Origin of the sequence: Pseudomonas putida (genome assembly GCF_050990305.1) — a bacterium.
Classification (GTDB): Bacteria; Pseudomonadota; Gammaproteobacteria; order Pseudomonadales; family Pseudomonadaceae; genus Aquipseudomonas; species Aquipseudomonas putida_AH.
Map to the genome: position 1 here is coordinate 4,279,815 of NZ_CP158817.1, position 26,985 is coordinate 4,306,799.

Annotated in this window: 25 protein-coding genes; 13 read left to right on the top strand and 12 right to left on the bottom strand. The window is 62.0% G+C overall.

Going from position 1 to position 26,985, the window contains the following annotated elements; genetic code table 11:
• The first annotated feature begins 96 nt into the window (after window positions 1-96).
• Complete coding sequence (locus ABTV22_RS19200; protein ID WP_433736075.1) at window positions 97-603, top strand: sigma-70 family RNA polymerase sigma factor; 507 nt, start codon at window positions 97-99, stop codon at window positions 601-603.
• Window positions 600-1,352: an anti-sigma factor family protein gene (locus ABTV22_RS19205; protein WP_433736076.1), complete on the top strand. Its 753-nt coding sequence runs from the start codon at window positions 600-602 to the stop codon at window positions 1,350-1,352. The genes ABTV22_RS19200 and ABTV22_RS19205 overlap by 4 nt, the downstream gene beginning before the upstream one ends.
• Before the next feature lie 81 nt (window positions 1,353-1,433).
• On the opposite strand, the gene ABTV22_RS19210 is transcribed toward ABTV22_RS19205, so the two are convergent.
• Window positions 1,434-2,270, bottom strand: coding sequence for an IclR family transcriptional regulator (locus ABTV22_RS19210; protein ID WP_433736077.1), 837 nt, complete (start codon window positions 2,268-2,270; stop codon window positions 1,434-1,436).
• A gap of 246 nt (window positions 2,271-2,516) precedes the next feature.
• On the opposite strand from ABTV22_RS19210, the gene ABTV22_RS19215 reads away from it, so the two are divergent.
• The 7 genes from ABTV22_RS19215 (at window position 2,517) to ABTV22_RS19245 (ending at window position 10,004) form a co-directional block, all read left to right on the top strand.
• On the top strand, window positions 2,517-3,542 hold the full coding sequence (locus ABTV22_RS19215) for an ABC transporter ATP-binding protein (protein ID WP_433736078.1): 1,026 nt from the start codon (window positions 2,517-2,519) through the stop codon (window positions 3,540-3,542).
• On the top strand, window positions 3,539-4,408 hold the full coding sequence (locus ABTV22_RS19220; protein ID WP_433736079.1) for an ABC transporter permease: 870 nt from the start codon (window positions 3,539-3,541) through the stop codon (window positions 4,406-4,408). The genes ABTV22_RS19215 and ABTV22_RS19220 overlap by 4 nt, the downstream gene beginning before the upstream one ends.
• A 6-nt stretch (window positions 4,409-4,414) precedes the next feature.
• The gene (locus ABTV22_RS19225; protein WP_096510076.1) at window positions 4,415-5,209 is read left to right on the top strand and encodes an ABC transporter permease; all 795 of its coding nucleotides are present in this window, start codon (window positions 4,415-4,417) and stop codon (window positions 5,207-5,209) included.
• Window positions 5,210-5,216: 7 nt separating this feature from the next.
• Entirely contained in the window at window positions 5,217-5,507 is a 291-nt protein-coding gene (locus ABTV22_RS19230; RefSeq protein ID WP_433736080.1) for a (2Fe-2S)-binding protein, read from the top strand.
• A 964-nt stretch (window positions 5,508-6,471) separates the two neighbouring features.
• A complete protein-coding gene (locus ABTV22_RS19235) occupies window positions 6,472-7,827 on the top strand; it encodes an FAD-dependent oxidoreductase (RefSeq protein ID WP_433736081.1) in 1,356 nt (451 codons plus the stop codon).
• Window positions 7,824-8,939 carry an NAD(P)/FAD-dependent oxidoreductase gene (locus ABTV22_RS19240; RefSeq protein ID WP_433736082.1) on the top strand — a complete coding sequence of 372 codons (1,116 nt, stop codon included), beginning with the start codon at window positions 7,824-7,826 and terminating at the stop codon, window positions 8,937-8,939. Before ABTV22_RS19235 ends, ABTV22_RS19240 begins: the two co-directional genes overlap by 4 nt.
• A gap of 18 nt (window positions 8,940-8,957) precedes the next feature.
• The gene (locus ABTV22_RS19245; protein ID WP_433736083.1) at window positions 8,958-10,004 is read left to right on the top strand and encodes an ABC transporter substrate-binding protein; all 1,047 of its coding nucleotides are present in this window, start codon (window positions 8,958-8,960) and stop codon (window positions 10,002-10,004) included.
• 141 nt (window positions 10,005-10,145) lie between these two features.
• Here the strand turns inward: ABTV22_RS19245 and ABTV22_RS19250 are convergent, their stop codons facing one another.
• The 7 genes from ABTV22_RS19250 to ABTV22_RS19280 form a co-directional block, all read right to left on the bottom strand.
• Complete coding sequence (locus tag ABTV22_RS19250) at window positions 10,146-11,108, bottom strand: Csu type fimbrial protein (protein ID WP_433736084.1); 963 nt, start codon at window positions 11,106-11,108, stop codon at window positions 10,146-10,148.
• A complete protein-coding gene (locus tag ABTV22_RS19255) occupies window positions 11,105-13,462 on the bottom strand; it encodes a fimbria/pilus outer membrane usher protein (RefSeq protein WP_433736085.1) in 2,358 nt (785 codons plus the stop codon). Before ABTV22_RS19255 ends, ABTV22_RS19250 begins: the two co-directional genes overlap by 4 nt.
• A gap of 207 nt (window positions 13,463-13,669) precedes the next feature.
• Window positions 13,670-14,458 carry a fimbrial biogenesis chaperone gene (locus ABTV22_RS19260; RefSeq protein ID WP_433736086.1) on the bottom strand — a complete coding sequence of 263 codons (789 nt, stop codon included), beginning with the start codon at window positions 14,456-14,458 and terminating at the stop codon, window positions 13,670-13,672.
• A 28-nt stretch (window positions 14,459-14,486) separates the two neighbouring features.
• Window positions 14,487-14,987: a Csu type fimbrial protein gene (locus ABTV22_RS19265; RefSeq protein ID WP_433736087.1), complete on the bottom strand. Its 501-nt coding sequence runs from the start codon at window positions 14,985-14,987 to the stop codon at window positions 14,487-14,489.
• A 4-nt stretch (window positions 14,988-14,991) separates the two neighbouring features.
• Window positions 14,992-15,528, bottom strand: a complete 537-nt coding sequence (locus ABTV22_RS19270; protein WP_433736088.1) for a Csu type fimbrial protein — start codon at window positions 15,526-15,528, stop codon at window positions 14,992-14,994.
• 20 nt (window positions 15,529-15,548) lie between these two features.
• Window positions 15,549-16,079 (bottom strand): Csu type fimbrial protein, encoded by a 531-nt coding sequence (locus tag ABTV22_RS19275; RefSeq protein ID WP_433736089.1) that lies wholly within the window; start codon window positions 16,077-16,079, stop codon window positions 15,549-15,551.
• Window positions 16,080-16,183: 104 nt separating this feature from the next.
• On the bottom strand, window positions 16,184-16,663 hold the full coding sequence (locus ABTV22_RS19280; protein WP_433741453.1) for a Csu type fimbrial protein: 480 nt from the start codon (window positions 16,661-16,663) through the stop codon (window positions 16,184-16,186).
• Between the two features lie 333 nt (window positions 16,664-16,996).
• Here ABTV22_RS19280 and zapE point away from each other — a divergent pair, with 333 nt between their 5' ends.
• On the top strand, window positions 16,997-18,118 hold the full coding sequence (gene zapE / locus ABTV22_RS19285) for a cell division protein ZapE (RefSeq protein ID WP_433736090.1): 1,122 nt from the start codon (window positions 16,997-16,999) through the stop codon (window positions 18,116-18,118).
• 172 nt (window positions 18,119-18,290) lie between these two features.
• Window positions 18,291-19,592, top strand: coding sequence for a protein kinase (locus ABTV22_RS19290; RefSeq protein WP_433736091.1), 1,302 nt, complete (start codon window positions 18,291-18,293; stop codon window positions 19,590-19,592).
• A gap of 83 nt (window positions 19,593-19,675) precedes the next feature.
• Here ABTV22_RS19290 and ABTV22_RS19295 read toward each other — a convergent pair whose 3' ends face one another.
• Entirely contained in the window at window positions 19,676-20,380 is a 705-nt protein-coding gene (locus tag ABTV22_RS19295; protein WP_008020881.1) for a YebC/PmpR family DNA-binding transcriptional regulator, read from the bottom strand.
• 242 nt (window positions 20,381-20,622) lie between these two features.
• On the opposite strand from ABTV22_RS19295, the gene ABTV22_RS19300 reads away from it, so the two are divergent.
• Window positions 20,623-22,047: a type VI secretion system Vgr family protein gene (locus ABTV22_RS19300; protein ID WP_433736092.1), complete on the top strand. Its 1,425-nt coding sequence runs from the start codon at window positions 20,623-20,625 to the stop codon at window positions 22,045-22,047.
• Between the two features lie 28 nt (window positions 22,048-22,075).
• On the opposite strand, the gene ABTV22_RS19305 is transcribed toward ABTV22_RS19300, so the two are convergent.
• Both ABTV22_RS19305 and ABTV22_RS19310 read right to left on the bottom strand, forming a co-directional pair.
• On the bottom strand, window positions 22,076-23,467 hold the full coding sequence (locus tag ABTV22_RS19305) for an FAD-dependent oxidoreductase (RefSeq protein WP_433736093.1): 1,392 nt from the start codon (window positions 23,465-23,467) through the stop codon (window positions 22,076-22,078).
• A 69-nt stretch (window positions 23,468-23,536) separates the two neighbouring features.
• A complete protein-coding gene (locus ABTV22_RS19310) occupies window positions 23,537-24,862 on the bottom strand; it encodes an MFS transporter (RefSeq protein WP_433736094.1) in 1,326 nt (441 codons plus the stop codon).
• A 267-nt stretch (window positions 24,863-25,129) separates the two neighbouring features.
• Here ABTV22_RS19310 and ABTV22_RS19315 point away from each other — a divergent pair, with 267 nt between their 5' ends.
• A complete protein-coding gene (locus tag ABTV22_RS19315; RefSeq protein ID WP_433736095.1) occupies window positions 25,130-26,002 on the top strand; it encodes a LysR family transcriptional regulator in 873 nt (290 codons plus the stop codon).
• A 117-nt stretch (window positions 26,003-26,119) separates the two neighbouring features.
• Here ABTV22_RS19315 and ABTV22_RS19320 read toward each other — a convergent pair whose 3' ends face one another.
• Window positions 26,120-26,983, bottom strand: coding sequence for a LysR substrate-binding domain-containing protein (locus ABTV22_RS19320; RefSeq protein WP_433736096.1), 864 nt, complete (start codon window positions 26,981-26,983; stop codon window positions 26,120-26,122).
• Window positions 26,984-26,985 lie beyond the last annotated feature (2 nt).

A 26,985-nucleotide genomic window follows, 5' to 3' on the forward strand; every position in this document is an offset into this window, starting at 1 on the left:
TTATTCCCTGGCGCGGTGTTTATTTTTCCGGGGGTGGAATAACCTCCCACGCCAAGCGTCTTCCTGGTTCATAGCGTAGTAACTGACCAGCACTTCATGAACGACATCGACGAACAACTCAGAGAAATCATTCCCAGATTGCGCCGGTTTGCCGTGTCGCTGACGCGCAATGCCAGCAGCGCCGACGATCTGGTGCAGTCGTGCCTTGAGCGTGCGCTGTCGAGTTGGGGCGACAAGCGCCCCGAAGGCGACTTGCGCGCCTGGTTGTTCGCGATTCTGTATCGGCAGTTTCTCGACGCTCACCGCCGCTCCCGACGCTATGCGCGGATGCTCGAATTCTTTACCGGACGCGATGATGCACAGCCTTCGGTGGAACGCACCGTGATCGCCCAATCGACCCTCGATGCCTTCGATCGGCTGCCCACCGAACAGCGCGCGCTGCTGCTGTGGGTGTCGGTGGAAGGCCTGAGTTATAAAGAGGTCGCCGAGATTCTCGACGTACCCACCGGCACAGTGATGTCCCGCCTGTCCCGGGCCCGCCAAGCCCTGCGCCAACTCAGCGATGGCGAAATCACCCGCCCTGCCCTGCGGAGACTCAAATGATCAGCATGCCCCCCAGCGAGCGCGATTTGCACGCTTACGTCGATCACCAACTCAGCGAGGGCGACCGACAGCGCGTGGAAACCTTTCTCGCCAGCAATCCGGACACAGCTGCACAAGTACGGGCCTGGCAACAGGACGCCCAGCTACTGCGCGCGGCCCTGAGCGGCACCTTGCAACAACCGGCCAATCCGGACCTCGATCCTGCCGTGATCCGCCAGCGCCTCAAACGCCAGTCCCGGCGTCACCTGGCCAGTGCCGCGGTGCTGCTGATCGCCGTCAGCATCGGCGGGTTCAGCGGCTGGAAAGCCCGGGAAATGACCCTCCTCAGCACTGCACAACCGATGGCCGATGCCATGCAGGCCTACCGTTTGATTGCCGAGCAAGGCATCTTGCCCGCCGACTACAAGGCCAGCGATGGCGGCGACATGCAAAGCTGGCTCGACCGCTACTTCACCCAGGCCAACCGCTTACCCGATCTCGCCGGCGCCGGCTTCAAACCGGTGAGCGGGCGCTTGCTCAGCACCGAACAGGGGCCGGCGGCGATGGTGGTGTACGAGGATCGGGGCGGGCACAAGATCAGCTTCTACGTGCGCCCACCGGGGCCGAAAAACTTCATGCTGCCCAGGGGCAGTCGCAGCGATGGCGGGTTGCAGGCCGAGTACTGGTCGGGGGGCGGCTACAACTATGCGATGGTCAGCCCGACGGATACCCCGGCGGCGCAGATGCTCAGGCAGACCGTGCGTTTCTAAAAGATCAAAAGATCGCAGCCTGCGGCAGCTCCTACAGATATACACATGCCCCTGTAGGAGCTGCCGCAGGCTGCGATCCTTTCAACCCTGCCCAAACACCTGCGAAGGCCGCCGCAACAACGGATCGAACGGATTAATCCTTGGCCCGATCAACGCCGCTTCGCGCTTGAGCATCTCCACCACCGTCGGCAAGCGATCCGGGTCCAGGCGATCGGTCACGGTCGCCACGCTCAACGCCGCCACCGCCCGTCCCTCGCGATCGAGAATCGGCACCGCTACCCCGGCCATGCCCTGCAACACCCCGGTGTTGCGTCCCGCGTAACCGAGCTTGCGCACGTTCTCCACTTCCGAACGCAGGAACACCTCGTCATACAGATGGAAATCCTTGAGCCGCGGCAGGTTGTAGTGGATCACCGTGTCGCGCTCTTCCTCCGGCAGGAACGCCAGGATCGCCAGACTGCCCTGGCCCACACCCAGCGCCACCCGCCCGCCAATGTCACCGGTAAAGGTGCGGATCGGAAACGGCCCTTCGCTACGGTCCAGACAGATCGCATCGAAGCCGCTGCGCGCCAGTAGAAACAGAGAATCGCCCAGCGACGCCGACAGTCGCAGCAGTGACGGGCGCACCAGTTCGCGCAGATTGCCGCTATTGCCTGCCCGGGCAGCCAGGGCGAAAAAATCCAGGCTCAGGCGATAGCGTTTGCTACGCGCATCCTGCTCGACCATGCCTTCTTCCATCAGGTTGCGCAGTAAACGGTGGGTGGTCGGTTGCGACAAACCGATCTGTTGCGCCAGTTGTGTCACCCGCTCACCGCCCTCGACCGTGTCGCCCAGCGCTCGCAACACCGCAAACAACCTTGAGACGGCACCGACACCGACTTCATTTTTGCTTTCATTCCGCTCAATGGAATCTGACATGGGTTTTCTCAGTAATTAATTTACTCAGCGAATGAAACTGAAAATAGTCATCGATTCAGTGAAATTGGCCATTGAGCCCATCCTAGTCTTCGTCCTAATCTGCGTCCAGACAGGGGCGATTCAAACAACAGCGGCAGCCGACTCAAGTCGAGCGCCAACGCACCCCGCCAACATTTTTTCGTATCTGCCCATACAAAAAAGCGCGCCCAAAGGCTGCGCATAACAATCTCAGGTGGAGGCGCAGTCATGGCTTTTTTGCAACTTCAAAAACTTGGCAAACGCTACGGTGAAATCGACGCCGTGGTCGCCACCGACCTTTCGGTCGAGAAAGGCGAGTTCGTTTCCCTGCTCGGTCCCTCCGGATGTGGCAAGACCACCACCCTGCAAATGATCGCCGGCTTCGTCGAAGTCACCAGCGGGCACATCGTGCTGGACGGTCGCGACATCACCCACGCCAAACCCGCCAGTCGAGGCCTGGGCGTGGTGTTCCAGAGCTATGCACTGTTCCCGCACATGACCGTCAAGGACAACGTCGCCTTCGGCCTGCGCATGCGCAAGGTGCCGAACGCCGACATCCAGCAGCGTGTGGATCGGGTCCTGAAACTGGTGCGCCTGCACCAGCACGCCGAGCGCTACCCACGGGAACTGTCCGGTGGCCAGCGCCAGCGCGTTGCCCTGGCCCGCGCGCTGGTGATCCAGCCGCCGGTGCTGCTACTCGACGAACCACTGTCCAACCTCGACGCTAACCTGCGCGAAGAGATGCAATTCGAGATCCGCCGCATTCAGCGCGAAGTGGGCATCACCACGCTGATGGTCACCCACGACCAGTCAGAAGCCCTGTCGATCAGCGACCGCGTGGTGGTGATGCAGGCCGGACGCATCACCCAGATCGACGCGCCCTACACCCTCTACGAACACCCGCGCACCGAGTTCATTTCCGGCTTCGTCGGCAAGGCCAATCTGCTGCCCGGTGAACGCGACGCGAACGGTGTGGTTCAGGTCTGCACCTACGGTGCCGGTGAGCTGACCCTGAGCCTGCGCCCGGAAAAAATCGATCTGCGTGAGGCCGGCCACGGACGCGTGCAGGGCAAAGTCAGCAGCCGCTTCTTCCTCGGCAGCCAATGGCTGTACGGCGTGTCGACGACCTTGGGCGAGTTGTGCGTGGTGCGCCGCAACGACGGTTCGGCCCCGCTGCACGAGGGCACGGCGGTGGGCCTGGATTGGGACACGGCGCTGTTGCGAGTGTTGAGTGTGGACGAGGTGACAGCATGAGCACCCTCGCCGCCATCCGCCAGGCACACCAGGGTTACTGGCTGTCAGCACCGGCCCTGGCGCTGTACGTCAGCCTGCTGGTGATCCCGCTGTTGCTGACTTTGGTGCTGTCGTTCAACGTCTTCGACTACGGTTCGGGCATCAATGCCGATGCCTATACCGCCGAACATTACGGCAGCTTGCTGGGCGATCCGTACTTCTACGAAATCTTCCTGCGCACCCTGTGGATCAGCGCGCTGACCACTCTGCTCTGCGTGCTGATCGGCGTGCCCGAGGCCTACATCCTCAGCCGCATGGGTACGCCGTGGCGCTCGATCTTCCTGATCCTGATCCTCACTCCGTTGCTGATTTCGGTGGTGGTGCGCGCCTTCGGCTGGAGCCTGCTACTGGGTGCCGACGGCCTGGTCAATCAGGTCCTGCAAGCCCTCGGCGGCTCGCCGATGAAGCTGTTGTATACGCCGTTCGCCGTGGTGATCGCGCTGGTCCACGTGATGCTGCCGTTCATGATCATTCCGGTCTGGACCTCGTTGCAGAAGCTCGATCCGGCCGCCGAGCAGGCGGCGTTGTCGCTGGGCGCCAGCCAGTTCACGGTGATTCGCCAAGTGGTGCTGCCCCAGGTCATGCCCGGGATTCTCTCCGGCACCCTGATCGTCTTCGGCCTCGCCGCCAGCTCCTTCGCCATTCCCGGCCTGCTCGGCGGGCGTCGCCTGAAGATGGTCGCCACGTTGATCTATGACCAGTACCTGTCGGAGCTCAACTGGCCCATGGGTGCCGCCATCGCCGTCGCCCTGCTGCTCATCAACCTGCTGATCATGCTGTCCTGGAACCGCATGATCGAAGGCCGCTACAAGAAGTCATTGGGATAATTCGTCATGTCCAGGAACGGTCCTTTCGCCCTGCTGTTTCATGCTCTGGTGGTGCTGTTCATGCTCGCGCCGCTGGTGGTGGTGTGCCTGGTGGCCTTCACCCCGGAGAACACCCTGAGCCTGCCCACCAGCGATTTTTCCCTGCGCTGGTTCCGCGCCGTGTTCGAGCGTGCCGACTTTGTCGATGCGTTCTACAACAGCCTGATCCTGGCGTTCAGCGCGGCCTCGCTGGCCACCTTGATTGCGGTGCCGGCGGCGCTGGCGATCACCCGTTTCGAATTCCCCGGCCGGGACTTTTTCAACGGGTTGTTTCTGTCGCCGATCATCATTCCGCACCTGGTGCTGGGGGTGGCATTGCTGCGCCTGTTCGCCTTGATGGGTGTCAACGGCAGCTTCGCCTGGCTGATCTTCGCTCACGTGCTGGTGATCACTCCCTATGTGTTACGCCTGGTACTGGCCTCGGCCATCGGCCTGGACCGCAGCGCTGAACACGCCGCGCAGTCCCTGGGGGCCGGGCGCTTTACGCTGTTCCGCCAGATCACTCTGCCGATGATCCTGCCGGGGGTGGCCGGTGGCTGGTTGTTGGCGTTCATCAACAGCTTCGACGAGGTCACGCTATCGATTTTCGTCACCTCGCCGGCCACGCAAACCCTGCCGGTGCGCATGTACGTGTACGCCACCGAATCCATCGATCCGATGATGGCGGCGGTGTCGGCTCTGGTGATCGCGCTGACCGCGCTGACCATGATTCTGCTCGATCGGGTCTATGGCCTGGATCGGGTTCTGGTGGGCAAACAATGAGGGCGCCATGGCTCTGCTGAAACGACTGGCCGAAGGCGACCGCCCGGCCCTGGACTTTACCCTCGACGGCCAACCGGCCAGGGGCCTGCTGGGCGACACCGTGTTGACGGCGGTGCTGACCTCGAGCGACCACCTGCGCGGTAGCGATTTCAGCGCCGAGCCCCGCGCCGGTTTCTGCCTGATGGGCGCCTGCCAGGACTGCTGGGTGCGCCTGGGCGACGGCCGCCGCGTACGCGCCTGCGCCACCTTACTCGAGGCCGGACAACAGATCAGCCGCGAGCCGGGGCGAACGATATGAACGCACATTCCACCTGCAGAACCTCCTTCCCCTGTGGGAGCGGGCTTGCCAGCGACAGCGGACTGTCAGCCAACTTCAATGGTGAATCTGCTGCCCTCATCGCTGGCAAGCCAGCTCCTACAGGGGTTATGCGTCGGACACAAATACTGCGGCCATCCCCTGTCTACTGTGGAAGCTGGCTTGCCAGCGATAGCGGACTGTCAGCCAACTTCAATGGTGAATCTGCTGCCCTCATCGCTGGCAAGCCAGCTCCTACAGGGGTTATGCGTCGGACACAAATACTGCGGCCATCCCCTATCTACTGTGGGAGCTGGCTTGCCAGCGATAACGGACTGTCAGCCAACTTCAACGGTGAATCTGCTGCCCTCATCGCTGGCAAGCCAGCTCCCACAGGGGTTATGCGTCGGACACAAATACTGCGGCCATCCCTTGTCTACTGTGGGAGCGGGCTTGCCAGCGATAGCGGACTGTCAGCCAACTTCAATGGTGAATCTGCTGTCCTCATCGCTGGCAAGCCAGCTCCTACAGGGGTTAAGCGTCGGACACAAATACTGCGGCCATCCCCTGTCTACTGTGGGAGCGGGCTTGCCAGCGATAGCGGACTGTCAGCCAACTTCAACGGTGAATCTGCTGCCCTCATCGCTGGCAAGCCAGCTCCCACAGGGGTTAAGCGTCGGACACAAATACTGCGGCCATCCCCTGTCTACTGTGGGAGCTGGCTTGCCAGCGATAGCGGACTGTCAGCCAACTTCAATGGTGAATCTGCTGCCCTCATCGCTGGCAAGCCAGCTCCTACAGGGGTTATGCGTCGGACACAAATACTGCGGCCATCCCTTGTCTACTGTGGGAGCGGGCTTGCTCGCGAAAGCGGTCTTAGAGTCACCATTGATGTTGCCTGTACCACCGTCTTCGCGAGCAAGCCCGCTCCCACAGGGGTCCAGCATCGTTCACAAATGAGGTGCGCATGAAACCTGTCGTCATCATCGGCGCCGGTCCGGCCGGTATTCGTGCAGCGCAGACGCTGGTGGCACAGGGTGTTCGCCCGGTGTTGCTGGATGAGGCCGCACGCGGTGGCGGGCAGATTTATCGGCGCCAACCGACCCATTTCAAGCGTTCGCCGGTCAAGCTGTATGGCTTCGAAGCGCGCAAGGCCAAGGCCCTGCACCAAACCATCGACACGCTGCGCGAACAACTCGATTACCGTCCCGACACCTTGGTGTGGAACGCCGAGGAAGGTGCCCTCGACACCTTGCACGACGGGCGTGCCGCGCGGCTGGAATTTTCCCGGGTGATCGTCGCAACCGGCGCCACCGACCGAATTCTCCCAATGCCAGGCTGGACCCTGCCCGGCGTCTACAGCCTTGGCGCGGCGCAAATCGCCCTGAAATTCCAGGGCTGCGCCATCGGCGAACGCGTGGTGTTCGCCGGCACGGGTCCGTTGCTGTATCTGGTGGCTTATCAGTACGCCAAGGCCGGGGCGAAGGTGGTCGCGGTGCTCGACAGCTCGCCTTTTAGCGCCCAGGCCCGTGCCCTGCCCGGCCTGCTCTCACAACCGGCCACGCTGGCCAAGGGCATCTATTACAGGGGCTGGCTGACCGCCCACGGTATCCCGGTGCATCAGGGCGCATCCTTGAAACGCGTCGAGGGTGAACAACGCGCACAAGCGCTGATCTGGTCCGACGCGAAAGGCGAACATCGACTGGACTGCGATGCCGTCGCCTTCGCCCACGGCCTGCGCAGCGAAACCCAACTCGCCGACCTGCTCGGATGCGAATTCGCCTGGAACCCGCTCAACCGCGCCTGGTTGCCTCAAAGGGACCGCACCGGGCGCAGCAGTGTCGAAGAAGTCTACCTGGCCGGTGACGGTGCCGGGATCATGGGTGCCGATGCGGCGGAAATGGCCGGAGAGCGTGCTGCATTGGCGTTGCTTGAAGACATCGGCTACCTGATCCCGCACCAGCGCTCCGACCAGTTGGAACAGGCCCTCGAACACATCGGAGATTTCCGTCAAGGGCTGGAGCGCGCTTTTGCCTTTCCCGAAAAATGGGCCGCAGCAATTGCCGATGAGGTGATGATCTGCCGCTGCGAAGAAGTCCGCGCCGGCGACATTCGCCAAGTGGTGCGCGAGGGCCATTGGGAAATCAATCGGGTCAAGGCTCATTGCCGGGTCGGCATGGGTCGCTGCCAGGGTCGTATGTGCGGCGCCGCAGCCGCGGAAATTATTGCCTGCCAGAGTCAGCGCGCCGTTTCCGAGATTGGCCGGCTGCGGGCCCAGGCCCCGATCAAACCGCTGCCTTTTGGTCTGGAGATCGAAGCATGATCGAAGTCGACGCAGTGATCATTGGCGGCGGCATCGTCGGCGCTTCGGCGGCGCTGTTTCTCGGCAAGGCCGGTCGCTGCGTGGTGCTGCTGGAGCGGGATTTTTGCGGTTCGCACTCCAGTGGCGTGAACTACGGTGGCGTGCGCCGTCAGGGTCGACCACTGTCGCAATTGCCACTGTCGCAACGCTCCCACGCCATCTGGGGACAGCTGCCGCAATTGATCGGCATCGACGGCGAGTACCAGCGCAGCGGTCACCTTAAGCTCGCCCGTAGCCTCAGCGACCTGCATGCCTTGCAGGCGTATGCCGATAGCAGCCAGGGCTTCGGTCTTGACTTGCAGGTGCTCGATCGCACCGAGCTGCGCGCACGTTTTCCGTGGGTCGGTGAGGTGGCCGTGGGTGCCTCGTATTGCCCGGATGATGGTCACGCCAATCCGAGATTGGTGTCACCGGCGTTTGCCCGTGCGGCCCGGCACCACGGTGTGCAAGTGCATGAACAGTGCACAGTGACGGCGGTGGAGCACGACGGCCAACGCTTTCGCGTGCGTACGCAAACCGGCCTGGAGCTGCGCGCGCCCTGGTTGCTGAACTGCGCCGGCGCCTGGGCCGGCACCCTCGCCGCGCAATTCGGCGAACCGGTGCCGATGCATTCCGGTCACCCGGCGATGCTGGTCACCGAACCGCTGCCACTGGTGATGGATGCCAGCACCGGCGTCGAAGGTGGCGGCATCTACGCCCGTCAGGTCGCGCGGGGTAATTGCGTATTGGGCGGCGGCCAGGGCTTTGCCCTCGACGACGCCCGCGCCCGCCCCGGCCAAGGCGCGGTGCTGGAAATCCTGCGCCAGGCCGTCGAGCTCTACCCGTTTTTGGAAGGTGCCCAGGCAATTCGGACCTGGAGCGGCACCGAAGGTTATCTGCCTGATCGCCAACCGGTGATCGGCCACAGCCGTACCCAGCCGGGGCTGTTGCATGCGTTCGGCTTTGCCGGCGCCGGCTTTCAGATCGGTCCGGCGGTGGGCCAGGCGCTCACCGAAATCATCTGCAGCGGCGCGTCAACGACGCCGCTGGATGCGTTTTCCATCACCCGGTTTCACTCCATCTCCGTAGCTTGATAGAGGAAGGTCGCGCCAATGAATAACGTCAAACGCACTGCTCTGCTCGGTTTGTCCTGCATGAGCGCCCTGCTCGCCGTCACCCAGGCCCATGCCGAGCCGACGCTGTACCTGGGCATGAACGGCGGGACCATGGAACGGCTCTACGCCGACAAGGTGCTGCCAGCCTTCGAGAAGGCCAACAACGTCAAAGTGGTGATCGTGCCCGGCACCTCCGCCGATATCCTGGCCAAGGTCCAGGCCAGCAAGGGCAACCCGCAGATGCACGTGATGTTCCTCGACGACGGCATCATGTATCGCGCTATCGGCATGGGCCTGTGCGACAAGCTCGAAGAGAACCCGACCCTGGCGCAGATACCGGCCAAGGGGCGGATCAAGGATCAGGCAGTGGCCGTCAGCCTGGGCGTGACCGGATTGGCCTACAACACCCGCCTGTTCAAGGAAAAAGGCTGGAACGCGCCGACCTCCTGGATGGACATGGCCGACCCGCGTTTCAAGGACAAGGTGGTGTTCCAGTCGATGGCCTCCTCCACCTTCGGCCTGCATGGTTTCCTGATGTTCAACCGGATTCAGGGCGGCAGCGAAACCAACGTCGATCCGGGGTTCAAGGCCTGGCCGAACAGCGTGGGACGTAACGTGCTGGAGTACATTCCAAGTTCGGCGAAGATTTCCGAAATGCTCCAGACCGACGAAGCGGCGCTGTTTCCACTGACGCCGACCCAGGTCACCGCGCTGAAACTCAAGGGCATGCCAGTGGAATACGCCCAACCCAAAGAAGGCGCCGTGGTGCTCAACGTCGCCGAATGCGCTATCGCCAACAACACCCAACCGGAGCTGGCGCAAAAGCTCGCCGCCTTCCTGCTGACGCCGCAAGCCCAGGCCACTGCCCTTGAAGATGGCGACCAGATCCCGTCCAACCCGAACACCCCGACCACCGACCGCACCCGTGGCCAGGTCGAGGCAATGAAGCAGTACCTGGAGACGGCGATAGCGGTGGATTGGGACCAGGTCAACGAACAGCGTCCCGAGTGGAATGCGCGGTGGAACCGCAGTATCGAGCGATAAGTCATTTTCGCAACAACATCAATCCCCTGTAGGAGCGAGCCTGCTCGCGATGGACGTCAACGATAACGCGCCCTGTCTGAATGAACGCGTTGCCCGGACATTTTTCGCGAGCAGGCTCGCTCCTACAGGGGACCACAAGCCTCAGAACCCCACATCCAGCACCACGTTGTCCAGGTAAGTCCCCGCCGGTGGCGTGGTCTGATCGGTATAGATCTTCGCGTTGTAATTGAACACCTGACTGCCTGTACCCAACCCATTTCCCGGATTGACCTCGGCATCCGAACTGGCGCGGCGTGCACTGCCCACACTGCCCCAACGCGTCGTACCGGCACTTTTGAAAATGTCATAGGCCAGATAATTACCGCCGGACACCATCCGCCGCCGCCCGCCGACACTGACGGGATTCTGGCCATCGCTCAAGCCAACGGTGTAGGCACTGCCCTTGGTGCACGCCAGATTGATGGTCTGGCCAGTGACCGGGGTAAACGCGCTGATCACCGGCGCGCTCCCAAAGGCAATGTTCGGTGCAGTGATGGTGCAGTCGTTGGCCACGGTCAGGTTGATCGTCAGTGTCGTGGTGCCGCTGTTGATATCGCGTCCCAAACAAACATTGCCGACGCCGATCCCCGAACAGTAATTCCAGTTCCAGAAAATGCTCAGGGTTTCGCTGTACACCCCGGCGGCGACGTTGCTGCCAATCGTGGTGGCGAAATACAGCGGTACGGTTTTGGGCACCGTGCCGTTGAGCAAACCCAGCGCATCGATGATGCCGTTGCGCGCGAAGTCGTAAGCGGTACCGCGAGTCAGCGGAAAACTGGTGCTGTTGTTGGCGTAGATCGTGTAGCCGATGACGTCGCCGGTGGGCCCGCGCAAACCGCTTTGGGTCGAAGTGACGGTGGCCCAGAAATGATCGTTGCTGCTGAGCAAGGTCAGCAACGAGCCGGTGCAGCTCAACCCGCCGTTCAACGTGGAGCTGGGTTGCGACGTGGTGCGCACGGCAATCGAACTCAGCGAGCCGAAGCCTGCTGGCGTGGTGCTGACCACCGAGCACAAGGCCCATGCCCAACCCGGCAGCCAAAACGCCAACAGCATCAGCCACTTCATCGGCACACCAACGGTCCGATCAGCGGGACCTGATCCTGATTCACATCGACGGCGAACTGCACGTGACAGGTTTTGCCATCGACCAGGGTCACCTGCAGATCGTTCTGCTGCTGCAGGTTTTCCAGGTACACCAGACCGTCCCAACCCACCACGGTTTGCGTGCCGCTTTGCGCGTGCACAACACCGCTGCCCAGCGGCAGATCCTGTTGCCGGGCATCCACCAGCTCGATGCTCGCGGCCACCACCCGGCTCAACGGAAATTCCAGCAAGTAACCGCTGCCGCGGCGTACCGCGATGCGCTGTTCGACGGTCGGACTGCGCACATTGGCCGGCAGGTTCAGCGGATCGATTTCGTATTTGCCACGGTAGTAAGCACTGCTCCAGGGCACCAGCAGGTGGCCGTTCTTATCCGTCTGACCGACCTGCTGGTTTTCGTAGCGCACGGGAATGTCGGCGTAGCCATCGGTGCTGACCACCACAAAGGCGTCGTCGATGCGATTGGCAGCGAATACCTGGCGGTCCATCCACACCAGCGATCCACTGGCGTCGGCCCAGCGGGTTTCAGCGTCGCTGGTGCCGTAGACACCGGCCTGCAATTGCACCGATTGCAGGCGCCAGGTCAGGTCGGCCTGGCGATAATCCGGCCCGTCTCCACTGGCATAACCCAGGTTGAAACCCACCCCGCCCTCGGTCGGTACAGCCCGGCTGTAGTTGACCCGCTGCTGGGTCTGTCCGGTCTTGCTGCGCTCACTGCTGACGGCCAGGCTGCCGCGCAAGTCGAACGGAATCACCAGTTGTGCCTGTACGGCCCAGTTGCTGTCACCGATCTCGCGGTTGGCCGACAGGTAAAAACTGCTGTTGTGCCACAGGGGTTTGCTCCAGGTCAGGTTGAGCAGGCGGGTGCGCGAATCGTCCGCCGCGCGCACGTCGAAATACCCGAGGCCCAGACTGCCCCAAGTGTTGAGGTTGACGCTCAGGGTCGCTTGTTCGCTGCGCTGGCTGAGGGTGGTGTACGGACTGTCGACCACCGTCAAGTCGGCATATTGATCACGTCGTTGCAAACGCTGCCAGGAGAAGCTGTAGCGCTGGCTGCTGTACTGATACCCCAGGCTCAGTTGCTGACCGCTTTCTCCGTCGAAACGACTTTGGCTGACGGCGCTGTTGAGCACGCCGAAATTGCCCAGGCGCATGTTGCCACCGATGCCGCCAAGGCTCAGGGCATCCGAGGCCTCGGCGTGGCTTTCCAGGGTGAAGTGATCGCTCAGGCCATAGCGCAGGCTGCCGGACGTGACACCGGGGCCATAACTGAAATCCTGCAAGCCGTATTCCTGGCGCAAGGTGCCGGCCGCCACGGAAAAGTCCGACAGGCCTTTTTGCAGCAAACTGCTGGTGACATAGAACGGCACCGTGGTCGACACCTGTCGCCCCAGTGCGTCGGTGGTGACCACCACGGCTTCGCCGGCACCGTTGATGAACGGAACATTGGTGAGCGTATAAGGGCCGGGCTGCAGATCGGCGCTGCTGGATTTGTAGCCGTTGATAAACAGATCCACCGAGGACGGCACGGCCGCTTCACCGGCGAACTGCGGCAAGGGGTACGTCACCAGGTCCGGGCGTACACCGAAATCACGGGACAGTTGCACCCCGCCCAAGCGCACCGAATTGCTCCAGGGCAAGGCGCCGCTGACCAGGTCGCCGGCTTCGTAGGTCAGCAGACGATCATCATCGGAGTATCGCCAGGTGGTGTCGTAACGCAGGTAGCCATTGTTCAGCGTGCTGACCCCATCCCCGGACATCGTACGGCGATACTGCCCGGTGTTGGACAGCGTGCCCCAGCTGTCGAACAGCCGCACTTCGTTCCACGCCGCCAGGTAGGTGCCGGCATCATCGGTGTCGTTGAGGTACAGGTCATAGTTGAACAATGCACCGAAACTGCTCAGGGCCGGGGTACGCGGGTAGGCCTCGCGGCGGCCGACAAACTGCTCGGGCAGCCAATCGGGCGGAACATCCAGCAGCAGGCGCTGGGCGTTGCTGTCGTACTCGCTGTGCAGACCTGGCAGGCTGTCGAGGCCGACTTCGGCACCGATGTGCTCCGGCAGTTTCATGCCGGTTTCACGCAAGACGCTGGCAGGCACGAAGAACTGCCCGTGGCGCTGCTCGACCGCCACGATCCGTCCGGTATTCATCTGGTTGACCACCAACTCCAGGAACAACTGCGCATCGGCCACCGCCTCCATGCCACTGGGCGGAGGCGGCAGGTCACCGGCCTTCGCGTGATGAACCAATGCCAGGCAACACACACAGCCAACGACCCGCAACGGACGCTGCAAACTGCGAGCCCAGCCCTGGCTCATTACCGCTTTTTGTCCGTCTATGGACCTTGTCCTCCCTTGCATCACCTTAGGTAAAAAACTCCCTGTGGTGAGCGTTGGGCTGCGAAGCAGCCCCAAACACATGCGCAGAGGTTTGTCTGACGCACCGCGCTGATGAATTCAGGACTGCTTCGCAGCCCAACGGGGATAAATCCCCTCGCCACAATGAACAATGCAGCCCTGCTGGACTCAGCGGACCGGCGTGATGCTCTGCACCTGTGGCGCGCCATTGACCCGTACCTGCAACGCCGGGTCGCCAGCCACCGGGCCGGGCGCGGGCCAACGCATCACGGCGCCGGGCAACACATACCCCAACAATCCTTCCACCAGCGGTTTGGCCTGGCCGCCCTGCTTGAGCGAAACATCGGTCAGCCGCGCATGCACCGCGCCCTGGTTGCGCACCTCGACAAAGGGACGTCCGTCCACCGCCACCGTGCGCCAGCTCAGATCCGGCAGGCCCACCCCTTTCGGATCGCGCCGACGGGTGGTGTCTTCCTTGCTCCACAGGCCTGCCCCGTAGGCGAACAGCGGCACCGAATAGCGCATCTGGAAACGAATCGCCGCCGCGGTTTTGCCATCGTCCACCACCGCAGGTTTCGCCGAGGGAATCTCGTCGATGATGATGCGGTAGGCCAACTCCTGCCCCGGCGGGATTTCCTTGGTGCGGGTCAGGCGCACCAGTTGTTTCTGACCCGGTTCGATCTTCGCCACCGGCGGGCTGCCGATCACATCGCGCTGGTTCTTGTACTGATCGCTGAAGCCACTCTGGCTCCAGGCAAATACACGAATTTGCAGGTTCGCCGTCTCGCTGCCGCGGTTTTCCAACCACAGGGCACTGGCTTGTTGATCGGCCTCCAGCACCGGATCGATCGGCCAAATCAGCACCGAGCTGGCGGCCTGCGCCTTGGCCGCCCCCAGCCACAACAGTGCCAACAGCATGCGGCCGACGACCGAGGGTCGTTGCGAAAGTGAAAACATGGATTGACTCCTTAAGCGGCTCGTTGCGCTACCACGACAGCTGCACCTGCAGCACATCGGTGTATGTCCCCCCAGGCTGATTGCCGGGTAATTGCACCTGACCGTAAATCGGCAGGCTGATGTTGTTCGCATCGCTGTAGGCCACCGCCACGCTTTGCCCAATCCCCAGGCTCTGGCTGAACGCCGCATCGCTAAACAACTGGTAGGCCACGCGGTTGCTGCCGGTGCTGAGCTGCATGTGCCGTCCGCCGCTGTTGTACTGTCCGCCATCGACGCTCATGTTCAGCGTCACGCCCGGCGTGCATTGCAACTGCACGCCCCCGGTCAGCGCCACCTGCACGGTGCCTGTGGCCAGCGCCGAGCGGCTGCCGAAATTCAGGCTGCCGTAATTCGACACCCCGCCGACCACCAGGCAACCGGGGATGATCGTGGCGCTGACCTGGAAGCTCTGGCTGGTGGCCGCCGACAACGGCAGCGGCGCGCTGCCCGCACACATCAGCAACAGCAACGCACAGCCCGTTCGATACATGGCCCTAGAACGTCAGCTCGACGGAAATGGTGTCGGTGTAAGTCCCCGCCGGCAGCCCGGCCTTGCCCAGCGCCTGCCCGTAGATATTCACGGTCTGCGCCACGCCGGTGCTGGGGGCGAGGTTGATCACCCCGTCGATGGCCAGCAGCTGCGAGTGTCCGGCGTCGGTGTACAGGTCGTAGGGCACATAGTTGGCGACACCGTCGAACAGCGCCCGCGTGCCTCCCGCCGACTGCCCGTCATGGGCGCCAGCCCGCACCTTGACCGTCGGCGTGGTGCCGGCGGAGCAAAGAATCGACAGCGCCCCGCCGCCACCGCCCAACACTTGTCCGGTGGCGGTGGTGAACAAACTGTTGGCCGTGCCGAAGTTCAAGGCGCCGAAGTTCAGACCGGTAGAACCGCCGGAACCGTTGACCTGGCAACTGCTGATCAGGATCAGGCTCGAGTTGATCTGGCCGGTGACGGTGGTGGCCGCCTGGACGCCGGACGCCAGCGTCAGGCCAAGCAGCGACAAACCTATCCTTGATGCAAACGTACGCATGGTGTCCGTCCTCTACGGGGTTACCAGTCGAGCGTCACCGTCAAGGTGTCGGAGTAGACACCGGCCGGGAGCGCGCGAGTATTGGCCACCACCGAGCCGAATACCGGAATCGGTATCTGCGCCCCACTGGTGACAGCGAAATTGTGTTGTTGGCCGATGCTGTAGCTCTGGTTGCCGGAGGCATCGAAGAACAGTTGATAGGCAATGGTCTGGCGGCCATTGCTCAGGCGGCGCGTGGTGCCGTCGCCATGGGTGCCGCCATCGATGGTGACGGTGAAACCGGTGACCGAGGGGTTGCAGGCCACGTTCAGCGTGCCACTGGCCTCATCACTGACGCGGGCCTTGATCGGGTTGTCCCAGGTCGGGCCGTGCTGGCCGAAATCCAGCGTGCCGAAATCGCTGACCGGGCTGCTGGTGTCGGCACCATTGGTCACCTCGCAACCGGCGATGAGCGTCAGCCGCGCCTGAATCTGCCCGCTGACGGTAGCTTGCGTGATACCCGCCGGCAGCACCAATGCGCTCGCGACGGCAACGGTCCAGAACCTTGTCATCTGACCCATCCCAATCCCTCAGGACCCGAAAAACCGTCGTTCATCCTCAAACGACCCTTCCCTGCACAACCCGGACTCCGCCAGGTCGCTTGCTGCCGATGCGCTCACCAGGTGAGCGTCACCTTGACGACATCCGAATAACGGTCGACCGGAGGAATCCCGACCATCGGTTCGATACGGGCATACAGCGGCAAATCCACCGAGCCGGTATCGGGTACACGACCGCTGACCGGCACATCCACCGCCAGCGGAATACGTCGCGCCGGGTCCTGATACAGGCGATAGGGAATGGGTTTGCTGTGTTCGGCGTTGCCCGCCATGTAGCGCACGTCGCCGACACCACCGTGCAGGCCGCCATCGACGCGTAATTGATAAGGGGTATCGGGGTTGCACTCGAGCCGTGGCAAGCGCTCGTTCATCAGCGCCGCGCCCAGTGGCCCGGCGGGATTGTCGAGCCGCGCGGTGCTGCCGAAGTCCAGCACGCCGAGTTGCTCGATACCTGCAGTGCGTTGTTTTCCCACCAACTGGCAACCACGTTGCACGTCGACCCGCACCTGAATCTGGAGCTCGGCGGCCGACACCATCGTACTTAGCCCTGCACCCAAGACTGCCAATACCACACGTCCATTCACGGCCCCATTCCTTTTGCGGGGTGTCTTGTAAGACTGAGGTTAGCAACGCGTCGGAAAATCGCCAGTTGCCAAGGAGAAATTGGATCCATAGCGTTACAGTGATTTCGTATGGCCATTACCGGGAAACATCACGTCAGTCGCGGGTAATAAATTGTACACGCCGCAGTATTCTGTCCAATTCTGCCCAGAATCCATCGACACAACTGGAAGCAAATTCCCGCCTCTGGTTACACTATGTCGCCGCAGCTCGGGGAGCCTGCTTGAACACATCGGGGTGAAATCACAGTGGCCGTTCGACCGCCCAACCGTTCGCGACTCACACCGCGCTGGACATCGTTGCGCCGTCTCTTTGGCAAGGCATCGAGCAACAGTGCCGCGGGTGGACAAGTGATCCATGACTACTTTCACCGCAAAGCCCACTCCCAGGGCTACACCCTCAGCCTCAGCCAGCAACGCGTGATCCACAGCATGGCGCAGCACGCCGCGACGTTGTTGGGTGCCGCGGCGCAATCCCAACCCGGCCTCTACCTGCACGGCGCAGTAGGGCGCGGCAAGAGCTGGCTGCTCGATGGTTTCTTCCAGGCCGTCCCTGTCGCAGAAAAACAGCGCCTGCATTTCCACGAATTTTTTGCCGAGTTACATCAAGGGATGTTCAAGCATCGCAATCAGCCCGATGCACTGGCGACCGCCCTCGATGAACTGCTGCTCGATTGCCGGGTGCTGTGCTTCGACGAATTCCACGTCCACGACATCGGTGATGCGATGCTGATTACGCGGTTGTTCAAGGCGTTATTCGGCCGCGGCATTCTGCTGCTCGTCACCTCGAATTACCCGCCGGAAGGCCTGTTGCCCAACCCGCTCTACCACGCGCGCTTCAAACCGGTGATCGACCTGATCAATGCACGCATGCAGGTGATGGAAGTCGGTGGACCGCACGACTACCGCAGCCAGGTCAGAACCCACGCGCAACAACTGTTTACCCAAGGGCAGTACGTCTGGCCCGCCACGCCGGCACAACGCCAGGCCTCGAACCTGCCGGCCGTCGATGCACCGGCCATTGCCCTGCCGGTCGGCACCCGTCACCTGCCCGCCCGCTACTGCAACGGACGCACCATCGGCTTTACCTTCAGCGACCTGTGCGACCACCCCACGGCGGTTATGGATTACCTGGAACTGTGCCGACGTTTCGATCACTGGATCATCGACGACCTGCCCAACCTGGCCGATTGTTCGATAGCCGCCCAGCAGCGCTTCATCAATCTGGTGGACGTTTTATACGATCAGGACAAGCACCTGATATTGCTCGGCCAGCGTTCGTTGCGCGAAAGCCTGGGGGGTGACGCCATCGACCTGGCGCGTACGCGCAGTCGGTTGGGGCAGTTGGTTGAGGTCAGGGAAGTGGTCTGACCGATAGTTTTCGGTGAAGGCAGCCGGCCTCTTCGCGAGCAGGCTCGCTCCCACAGTTGAATGTGGTGTGCGATCTAATGTGGGAGCGAGCCTGCTCGCGAAGGCGGCCTGACAGGCATACATACTCCCGCTATCATGCCGCCCATTCCTTGATCAACAGCGAACCCTCTTCATGCACACCCTTGCTCAACTGCGCGCCGGCACGCTGGCGGGTATCACTCGCCTGGACCTCAGTTGTGGCCTGACCGAGTTTCCCCGGGAAATCTTCGACCTGGCCGACTCCCTGGAAGTGCTCAACCTCAGCGGCAATGCCTTGAGCAGCCTGCCGGACGACCTGCACCGCCTGACCCGCATGCGCGTGTTGTTCTGCTCCGATAACCAGTTCACCGAGCTGCCGGCTTGCGTGGGTCAATGCGCAGCGCTGACCATGATCGGCTTCAAAGCCAACCGCATCGAACGCGTGACCGGTGAGGCATTGCCGCCCCTGCTGCGCTGGCTGATCCTGACTGACAACCGCATCAGCGAGCTGCCCACCGAGCTGGGGGAACGCCCATACCTGCAAAAACTCATGCTCGCGGGCAACCGGTTGCAGCAGTTGCCCGACAGCCTGCGTCATTGCCATCGGCTCGAACTGATCCGCATCGCCGCCAACCGCCTGACCGAGTTGCCTCAATGGCTGCTGTCCCTGCCGAGCCTGACCTGGCTGGCCTACGCCGGTAATCCGCTGGAAACCGAAGCCGCTTTTGAAGCGACGGCGGATATTGCCTGGTCGCAACTGCACCTTGAAAAGATCCTCGGTGAAGGCGCGTCGGGTGTGATCCATCGAGCCACGTGGACACCACCGGGACAACCCTCCACACCGGTTGCCGTCAAACTCTACAAAGGCGAAATGACCAGCGATGGCTCGCCCCTGCACGAAATGAACGCCTGCATCACCGCAGGCCTTCACCCCAACCTGATTCGCGTTGAAGGGCAGATCATCGATCATCCGCAACAAACGGCCGGGCTGGTGATGCAACTGATCGGGCCGCAGTTTCGCAACCTCGCCAGTTTGCCAAGCCTGGCGTCATGCAGCCGTGACGTCTACGCCGACGACACGCGCTTCAATGCCGACAGTGCCCTGCGCATTGCCCGAGGCATCGCTTCGGTGGCCGGGCACCTTCATCACCAGGGCATCACCCACGGTGACCTCTATGGCCACAACATCTTGTGGAATGAGCAAGGCGATTGCCTGTTGGGCGACTTCGGTGCGGCGTCTTTCCATGCCACGCAGGACAGCCTTGAAAGCCGTGCGTTGCAGCGAATCGAAGTGAGAGCGTTCGGGATTTTGCTGGGGGAATTGCTCGAGCGGATTGATTCAGGGTTGGGCGATGAGCAGCGTGTTCAGCTGGAGGACTTGCAGCAGCGTTGCTGTCAGCCGGATGTGCTGGCGCGTCCTGGGTTTGGCGAGATTGTTCAGTTATTGCCGCAGTAGCTAAAAGATCGCAGCCTGCGGCAGCTCCTACAGGGTTCTGTGTAACCCTGTAGGAGCTGCCGCAGGCTGCGATCTTTTAATGTTTAACCCGCCAACCCGACAAACATGTCCTGCACGTCGTCATGGTTATCGAGGCCTTCGAGGAAGGCTTCGACTTCTGCCATCTGCTCGTCGCTCAGGCCGCTGACCGGGTTCTTCGGCTGATAGCCCAGCTTGGCCGACAGCACGGTGAAACCTTGCTCTGGCAGAGCTTTCTGTACCGCATCGAGGTCTGTTGGCTCGGTCAGGAACAGGGTCGCGCCGTCTTCACCCGGCTCGAAGTCCTGGGCGCCGGCTTCGATGGCGGCCATTTCCGGGTCGGCATCCGGGGTGTCCGGGGAGGCTTCGATCATGCCCACGTGGTTGAAATCCCAGGCCACCGAACCGGAAGCGCCCAACTGGCCCTTGCGGAAGGCGACGCGGATTTCAGCGACGGTACGATTGATATTGTCCGTCACGCATTCAACGATCAGCGGCACCTGATGCGGCGCAAAGCCTTCATAGGTCACGCGATGGTATTGCACGGTTTCACCCAGCAAACCCGCACCTTTCTTGATGGCGCGATCCAGGGTTTCCTTGGGCATCGAAGCTTTCTTGGCCTGCTCAACCACCAGACGCAGGTGTGCGTTGGTAGCGACATCAGCGCCGTTGCGCGCAGCAATGGTGATTTCCTTCACCAGTTTGCCGAAGATCTTGCCCTTGGCATTGGCTGCCGCTTCTTTGTGTTTAACCTTCCACTGTGCGCCCATTACTCACTCTCTTGTCTATGGCGCCGAGACATCTATTGGCCGACGCATGGCGCCAAGTTTATACGGCCTAAAGTCGGCAATCGACCAAAAATTCATGACCGGTCCGCCGCCCCTATCGGCATCTTCCGTCAGTAACTTCACCGGTCGTTGTAGGGCGATTCTGAAACTTCGATTTGCGATGACTACAGGATGCTGGGGTTTCGTACCCTTTTCACCCGTTCTCCATGGCAGAAGCGCATTCGATGCTTAACGACAAGGAAAGTCCCTTCACCCTGACCCTCCTCAATGAAGACTTGAGTCTGCAGGTGCTGCAGTTCAGGGGTCACGAGGCCCTCAACCAACCCTATCGCTTCGACATCGAAGTGCTCGGCCTGGCACCGGCCATGCCTCTGGAGCGTTTACTGCAACAACCGGCACATCTGGACCTGGGACAAGGCCCGGGTATTCATGGCGTGCTGCACAGCGTCGGTCGCGAACATCACGGGGCGCAGTGGGTCCGCTACAAACTGGTCCTGGTGCCCGCCTTGCAGGGGCTGGATCAGCACCGATCACGGCGGGTCTTCCAGCACTTGAGCGTGCCGATGATCCTGCACCAGTTGTTGGTGGAACATGGCCTGCCCGACAGCAGCTATCGCTTTGAACTGGCGACCGGGCACTATCCGCCGCGACCTTTTTGTATTCAGTACGAGGAAACCGACCTGGCCCTGTTGCAACGGCTGTGTGAGGAAGAAGGTATTCACTACCACTTCGAACATCATCACCACGATCATGTGCTGGTGTTCGCTGAAGACAGCCTGAGCTTTGCGCAGGAACCGCTGCTGATGACGTTCCAGGGCGATGGACCCAGCCCTGGCGACTCACCGACGATCAGCGAACTGTTCCAGCGCCATGACACGCCAGCCTTTTCACAGCACCTGGATACCCGCAACCGCGGCGCAGCGGGCCATACCGACATCGCAGCCAACCATACCGTTGCCCAGGCAGTGCCACTCTCGCCTCGCCCCACGTTCGAACAACGCCATCAGGATCAAACCGCCCGCCGGCAGCTTGAGCGCCTGCGTTGCCCGCAGATGCAGATTCACGGCCAAAGCAATCACGAGCTATTGCGCAGCGCCCATATCGTGCAAGTGGCCGAACATCCTCTGAAGGGTTTCAACGATCAATGGTTGGTGACCGAGGTGCGACATCAGTGGCAACAGGGATCGACGATCGCGTCGGGTGCACCGGCAATACCGCCGCGTTACCGCAATCAATTCACCGCAGTGCCCTGGTCAACCGTGTTCCGCGCGGCGCTCAAACAGGTCCGACCGAACATCCCCGGTTTTCAGCCTGCCCGGGTATGTGGCCAGACCGGACACCCGACGGTGCTGGATAAACAAGGTCGCATCCAGGTCTGTTTGTGGCCCTCCCCTGAACAGGAGCCCGAGCCTTGCGAAGGTCTCTGGATGCCCATTGTCCTGGCAGTGTCGGACAGCCTTTTCGATCCGTCGCAAATGCCACTGGCCGGCAGCGACGGGCTGGTCAGTTTCCTCGATGGCGACCCCGACCGACCGCTGTTCTGCGCCAACCTGGCGCAACGCCAGACACCTCGACCGATCCGCGCCACGAAGCCATGCAACGATACCGGTCTACTGCTCGACTGGCTGATCAGCAGGCCGCAGCCATAGGCTGGAAGCCTGAAGCGCTGAGCATTGCTCAGCCCTTATCCGCCTTGCCCGCCGCTGCCGCGAACTTCGCCAGGCGCACGTCCAGATGCCGCGGCCTGCGACCGTGATCTTCGGCGCGTTCCTTGCGGCGGATGGCGTTGCGCACCATCAATGAGCCGAGGTAACGAATCGGTTCCGGCGGGAAGAAGCCCAACGGCCCGTTCACCAGCGGCGAACGGGTCCAGGGGTTGTCGAGGCCCTGGACCATCGAAGCCAATATCTGCCCGCCCATGTGACACGGTCCGACCCCGCTGCCGGAATACCCGAAGCCGTAAAACACGTTGCCACTGGCACTCATCTGCCCGAAGAACGGCAGCCCCGTGACCGAACGATCCGACGGCCCATTCCACGTCGATTCGACCTTGACGTCGGCGAAGACCGGGAAAAAATCCGCCAGGCTGTTTTTCAACAAATCTGCATAGGGCGACGGCTGGTCGAACACCGGCAGCATCCGCCCGCCATAAGCAAAGGTGTTGCCGCCCTTGCCCAGCATGATCCGACCGTCCGGGGTGTTGTGGTAGTAATGCACGAAAATCCGCGAATCGAGCACCGTGACACCACTGGTCAAACCGATTTCGTTGAGCAGGTCGGGCCGCGGTTCGGTGATCGCCATGTCGCTGGACACGATCGCCACGCTGCGCTCGAACTGCGGGAAAGCGCGGGCCATCCAGGCGTTCATCGCCAGCACCACACGATCAGCGCGAACGGTGCCATTAGCCGTTTGAATCCCCACCGGTTTGCCTTCTTCCAGCCCGGTCATGGCGGTATGTTCATGAATTTTCACCCCCAATTGCAGGGCCACGCGGCGCAAGCCGCGCACCAGTTTGCCCGGCTGCACACTGGCCGCTGCCGGGGAAAACCAGCCTTCCAGATGTTTGCTGGAGCCGGCCATACGCTGCACGTCCGCCAGCGGTCGCTGGGTAAACGAATTGATGCCCTGGCGCTCCAGCGCCGCGATCACGGCATCGGTCGAACCCAACTGGGCGCGATTGGTCGCGGTGTAGAGGGTGCCGTCGAGGCGGTAGTCGGCCTCCACCCCGTACTGCTCGCAGAAGGCGCCAATAGCGTGGATGCTGCGCTCCGATTCCTTGACCAGACGCACCGCCTCCTCGACGCCAAACAACCGCTCGAGAGTGAAGTACTTGGCCGACCACGACAGTGCGCAACCACCGTTGCGCCCGCTGGCACCGGCACCGCAGATGTCTGCTTCGATCAGCAATACATCCAGTTCGGGGTTCTGCTCCTTGAGCATGATCGCGGTCCATAACCCGGTATAACCACCGCCGACGATGCAGACGTCGGTGCGAACGTCGCCTTGCAGTGGCGGGCAGGTCTCGGACGTTTCAGCCTTCAGGGCCTGGTCCAGCCAAAAGGGTCTCATGGGTCAATCTCCGGTCAGATCTCCACACGTCAGCCTGCCGCACGCGCAACAGGCCGCGAGTGGCAAGGTTCAGGTACGCAGGGGTTTGATGTCCATCGGCCGGTTAGGCACGAAGGGGTAGTTGGTTTTCAGGCCGCCAGGGCGACTGTTCCAGTGCGGAATCAGCACCAGCGCGGAGAACATCGCGCAGCCGGCGAAAACGATGAACACGGTGACGGAGTCGAAATAGCCCGGTAGCAAACCGCCCAGGACCGCCCCGACCGAACCGCAGCCGTTGACGAAGCCTGCTGCCGTGGCGCCGGCCTTGGCGGTGCCGAAATCGATGGCGGCGGCACCGCTGATCATCGAGTCCGGCCCGTAAAGCGTCAGGCCCATGACAAACAACAGCGCCACCACCAGCGCCACGCTACCGGTGTGCAGCGCCCCCATGAAGAAGGCCAGCGACACGGTCAGCGCCAACAGGCTGATGACACAGGCCGGCATGCGTCGGGCACCGAACAGTTTGTCGGAGGCCAGACCGATCATGATCGGCCCGAGCAACCCGGCCAGCTCGAACGCCGTGGGAATGATCGCCGCGCCCACCTTGCCCACCGAAGGCATCTGCTCGAAAACGATCACCGGGCCCCACAGCAGAATCGCGTAACGCGCCGGTTTGAGCATGAAGTACGCAAGCCCCAGGATCAGCACGGTGCGGTTGCGCAGGATTTCCTTCAACGGTTCCAGGACGCTGATCTTGCTTTGGGCGTGTGCCTCTTCAGCCGTCAACTGCGGTTCAGGCTCCACGGCCGGCAAGCCCACATCTTCAGGTTTATTGCGTTGGAAAATAAAAAACAGCACGGCGACCAGCCCAACCACCGCCGCACTGGAAATGAACGCCGCATGCCATGTACCGATGAGCGTGTACGCCCACCAACCGGCAAACGGCGAAGCCACCAAACCGCCAAAGGCGTAGCAGGAACTCCAGAGCCCCAGTACCCGCCCACGCTGCTCGGCGGGAAAGAAACTGCCGAGGTTCTTGCACAGCCCCGACCATCCCGTGGACTGCGCCAGGCCCTGGATCAGCATGCAGGTGGCGAAAATCGGCAAGGTGGCGAAACTGCCCATCACCAACGCCGCCGCCGCAGAAATCAGCAAACCACCGAGGACCACAACCCTGGGACCGAAGCGGTCGGCGAGGATGCCCCAGGTGAATTGGCCGACGGCGTAAGCGGTCAGGTAGATGGCATCAAGGTTGGCCATGGCCATTTTGTCGAGCATGAACGTCGGGTCTTCGCCGATCCCGAGTTTGGCGACGGAAAACGCTTTGCGGGTGAAGTAGAAAGCGGCGTAGGCGAGCCAGGTGATCGCGAAGATCTGCACGCGCCAACGCTTGATGGTGCCGATGTGCTTGTTCATTGTGGTTCTGACCTCAGGGTGTGAGTGTGCCGGCAGAATTGGAAGAAAACGCCTGTGTTTTTATTGTTGAGCACTGCGAAATCGCCCGATCCCTGTGGACGATTCCGGTCAGATGAGTCCTGCTGTTGCACGCACAGGCTCATGGCCACCGTTGCTGTTCGACTGACCAGTCACCGGGGCTGGAGCGGATCAAAACAATTACTGATTAATAAGTGAAATCGATTTATCGTATTTCAAAAATAAGCCCAGCTTGTTATTGGAGGTTCGATGTCGGTTTCCCACGCTCAGCTCAAGGCTTTCCACGCCGTGGCCGTTTACGGGAGCTTCACCAAAGCCGCCGAACGACTGTTTCTTACGCAGCCGGCAATTTCCGATCAAGTGCGCAAACTCGAAGAGCGCTACGGCGTGCTTCTGTTTCATCGCAACAAACGCTCGGTGCGCCTGACGGATTTGGGCGAGCGTCTGCTCGGCGTCACCCAGAAATTGTTTGTGATCGAAGCCGAGGCCCAGGAGTTGTTGCAGGACTCCCAGGCTTTGCAAACCGGCAGCCTGATTCTGGCCGTGGACGCCCCGGTGCATGTGCTGCCGCAGATCGCCCGGTTCTGCGAGCGTTATCCCGGCATCAGCGTGAAGATCGAAACCGGCAACACCGATGAATCGCTGTTCCGGCTCTTCAACTACCAGGCCGACCTGGCGTTGCTGGGCCGCGACGTCAGCGACGAACGCCTGATTTCCTTGCCGCTGCGCAATGACCCGATGGTGGCGTTCGTTTCACGCAACCACCCTTGGGCCGACCGTGAATCCATCTGCCTGGCGGACCTCGACGACACGCCGCTGGTGCTGCGGGAAATCGGCTCGGTGACGCGCCAGACCCTGGAAGAAGAAATGGCCGGCGCGGGGTTTCGGATTCGTCCGGCGATTCAGGTTGAAGGTCGCGAGGCGGCGCGTGAAGCGGTGGTGGTGGGGATTGGCGTGGGGGTGGTTTCCGCTGCCGAGTTCGGCGCGGATTCCAGGGTGTGCGCGTTGCCGATTACCGATTGCAAAAGGCGCTTGACCGAGACCTTGGTGTGCTTGCGCGAGCAGAGTTCGCGGCGGATTGTGGCGACGTTTCTAGAGATGGTGCGCGAGAGTTTGGTGTAAGCAGGTCTGGCCTCATCGCGAGCAAGCTCTGCTCCTACGGATATGAGTCGATCACAACAAATGGACTCGACTGAAATCTGTAGGAGCAAAGCTTGCTCGCGATGCAGGCGCTTCGGTCTACCTGACCGGCACCAACCCGAAAAACGCCTGTATCAGGCGCAAATCCCGCCGCCGTTCCATGCACCCCATCATGTGCCGGTTCACCAGTCCCTCGCCAATGATCGGCACCGCCGCGACCCGTGGGTCATGGCTGACTTCCACCGACGACACCACCCCCACTCCCAGTTCTGCCGCCACGGCCTCGGTCACCGCTTCACGACTGTCGAGCTCCAGCAGCACCCGCGGATTGACCTTGGCCTGGGCACAGGCCTCATCGAACGTGCGCCGGGTGATCGAGCTCGGCTCACGCAGCACCATGATCACCTGATCCAAATCCTTGAGCGCCACGCCCTTGGTCCTCGAAGCCCAAGGATGACCGTCGGGCACCAGCGCACAAATGCGCGACTCGCTCAGCGCTTGCAGGTGCAGGCCCTTGCGCGGCTCGACTTCGGTCAGCACCGCCACATCGGCATGCTCGGACAACAACGCCGCCAAGGTTTCCTGGGCGTTGCCCAAACGCAGGTTCACGGTAATCCCCGGATAACGCGCACGCAGGCTCGCCAGCATCGGCATGACCATGTGCGGTCCGTCCGCTGCCACTTCCAGACGCCCGGTGAGCAACTGTCGATTGGCTTCCAGCATCACCTGCGCTTCCTCGGCCAGGCCAAACATCGCCCGGGTGATCGCTGCCAGTTTGGTGCCCTCTTCCGTCAATTCCACCCGTCGCGCGGTGCGACGCAACAGGGTGATCTGGTAGTGCTCCTCCAGCGCCTTGATGTGTCCGGTGACCGCCGGTTGGCTGATGAACAAGCGCGCCGCCGCCCGGGTGAAGCTGCCCTCACGGGCCACGGCATCGAAAGCGCGGAGCTGAAACAGGTTCATGA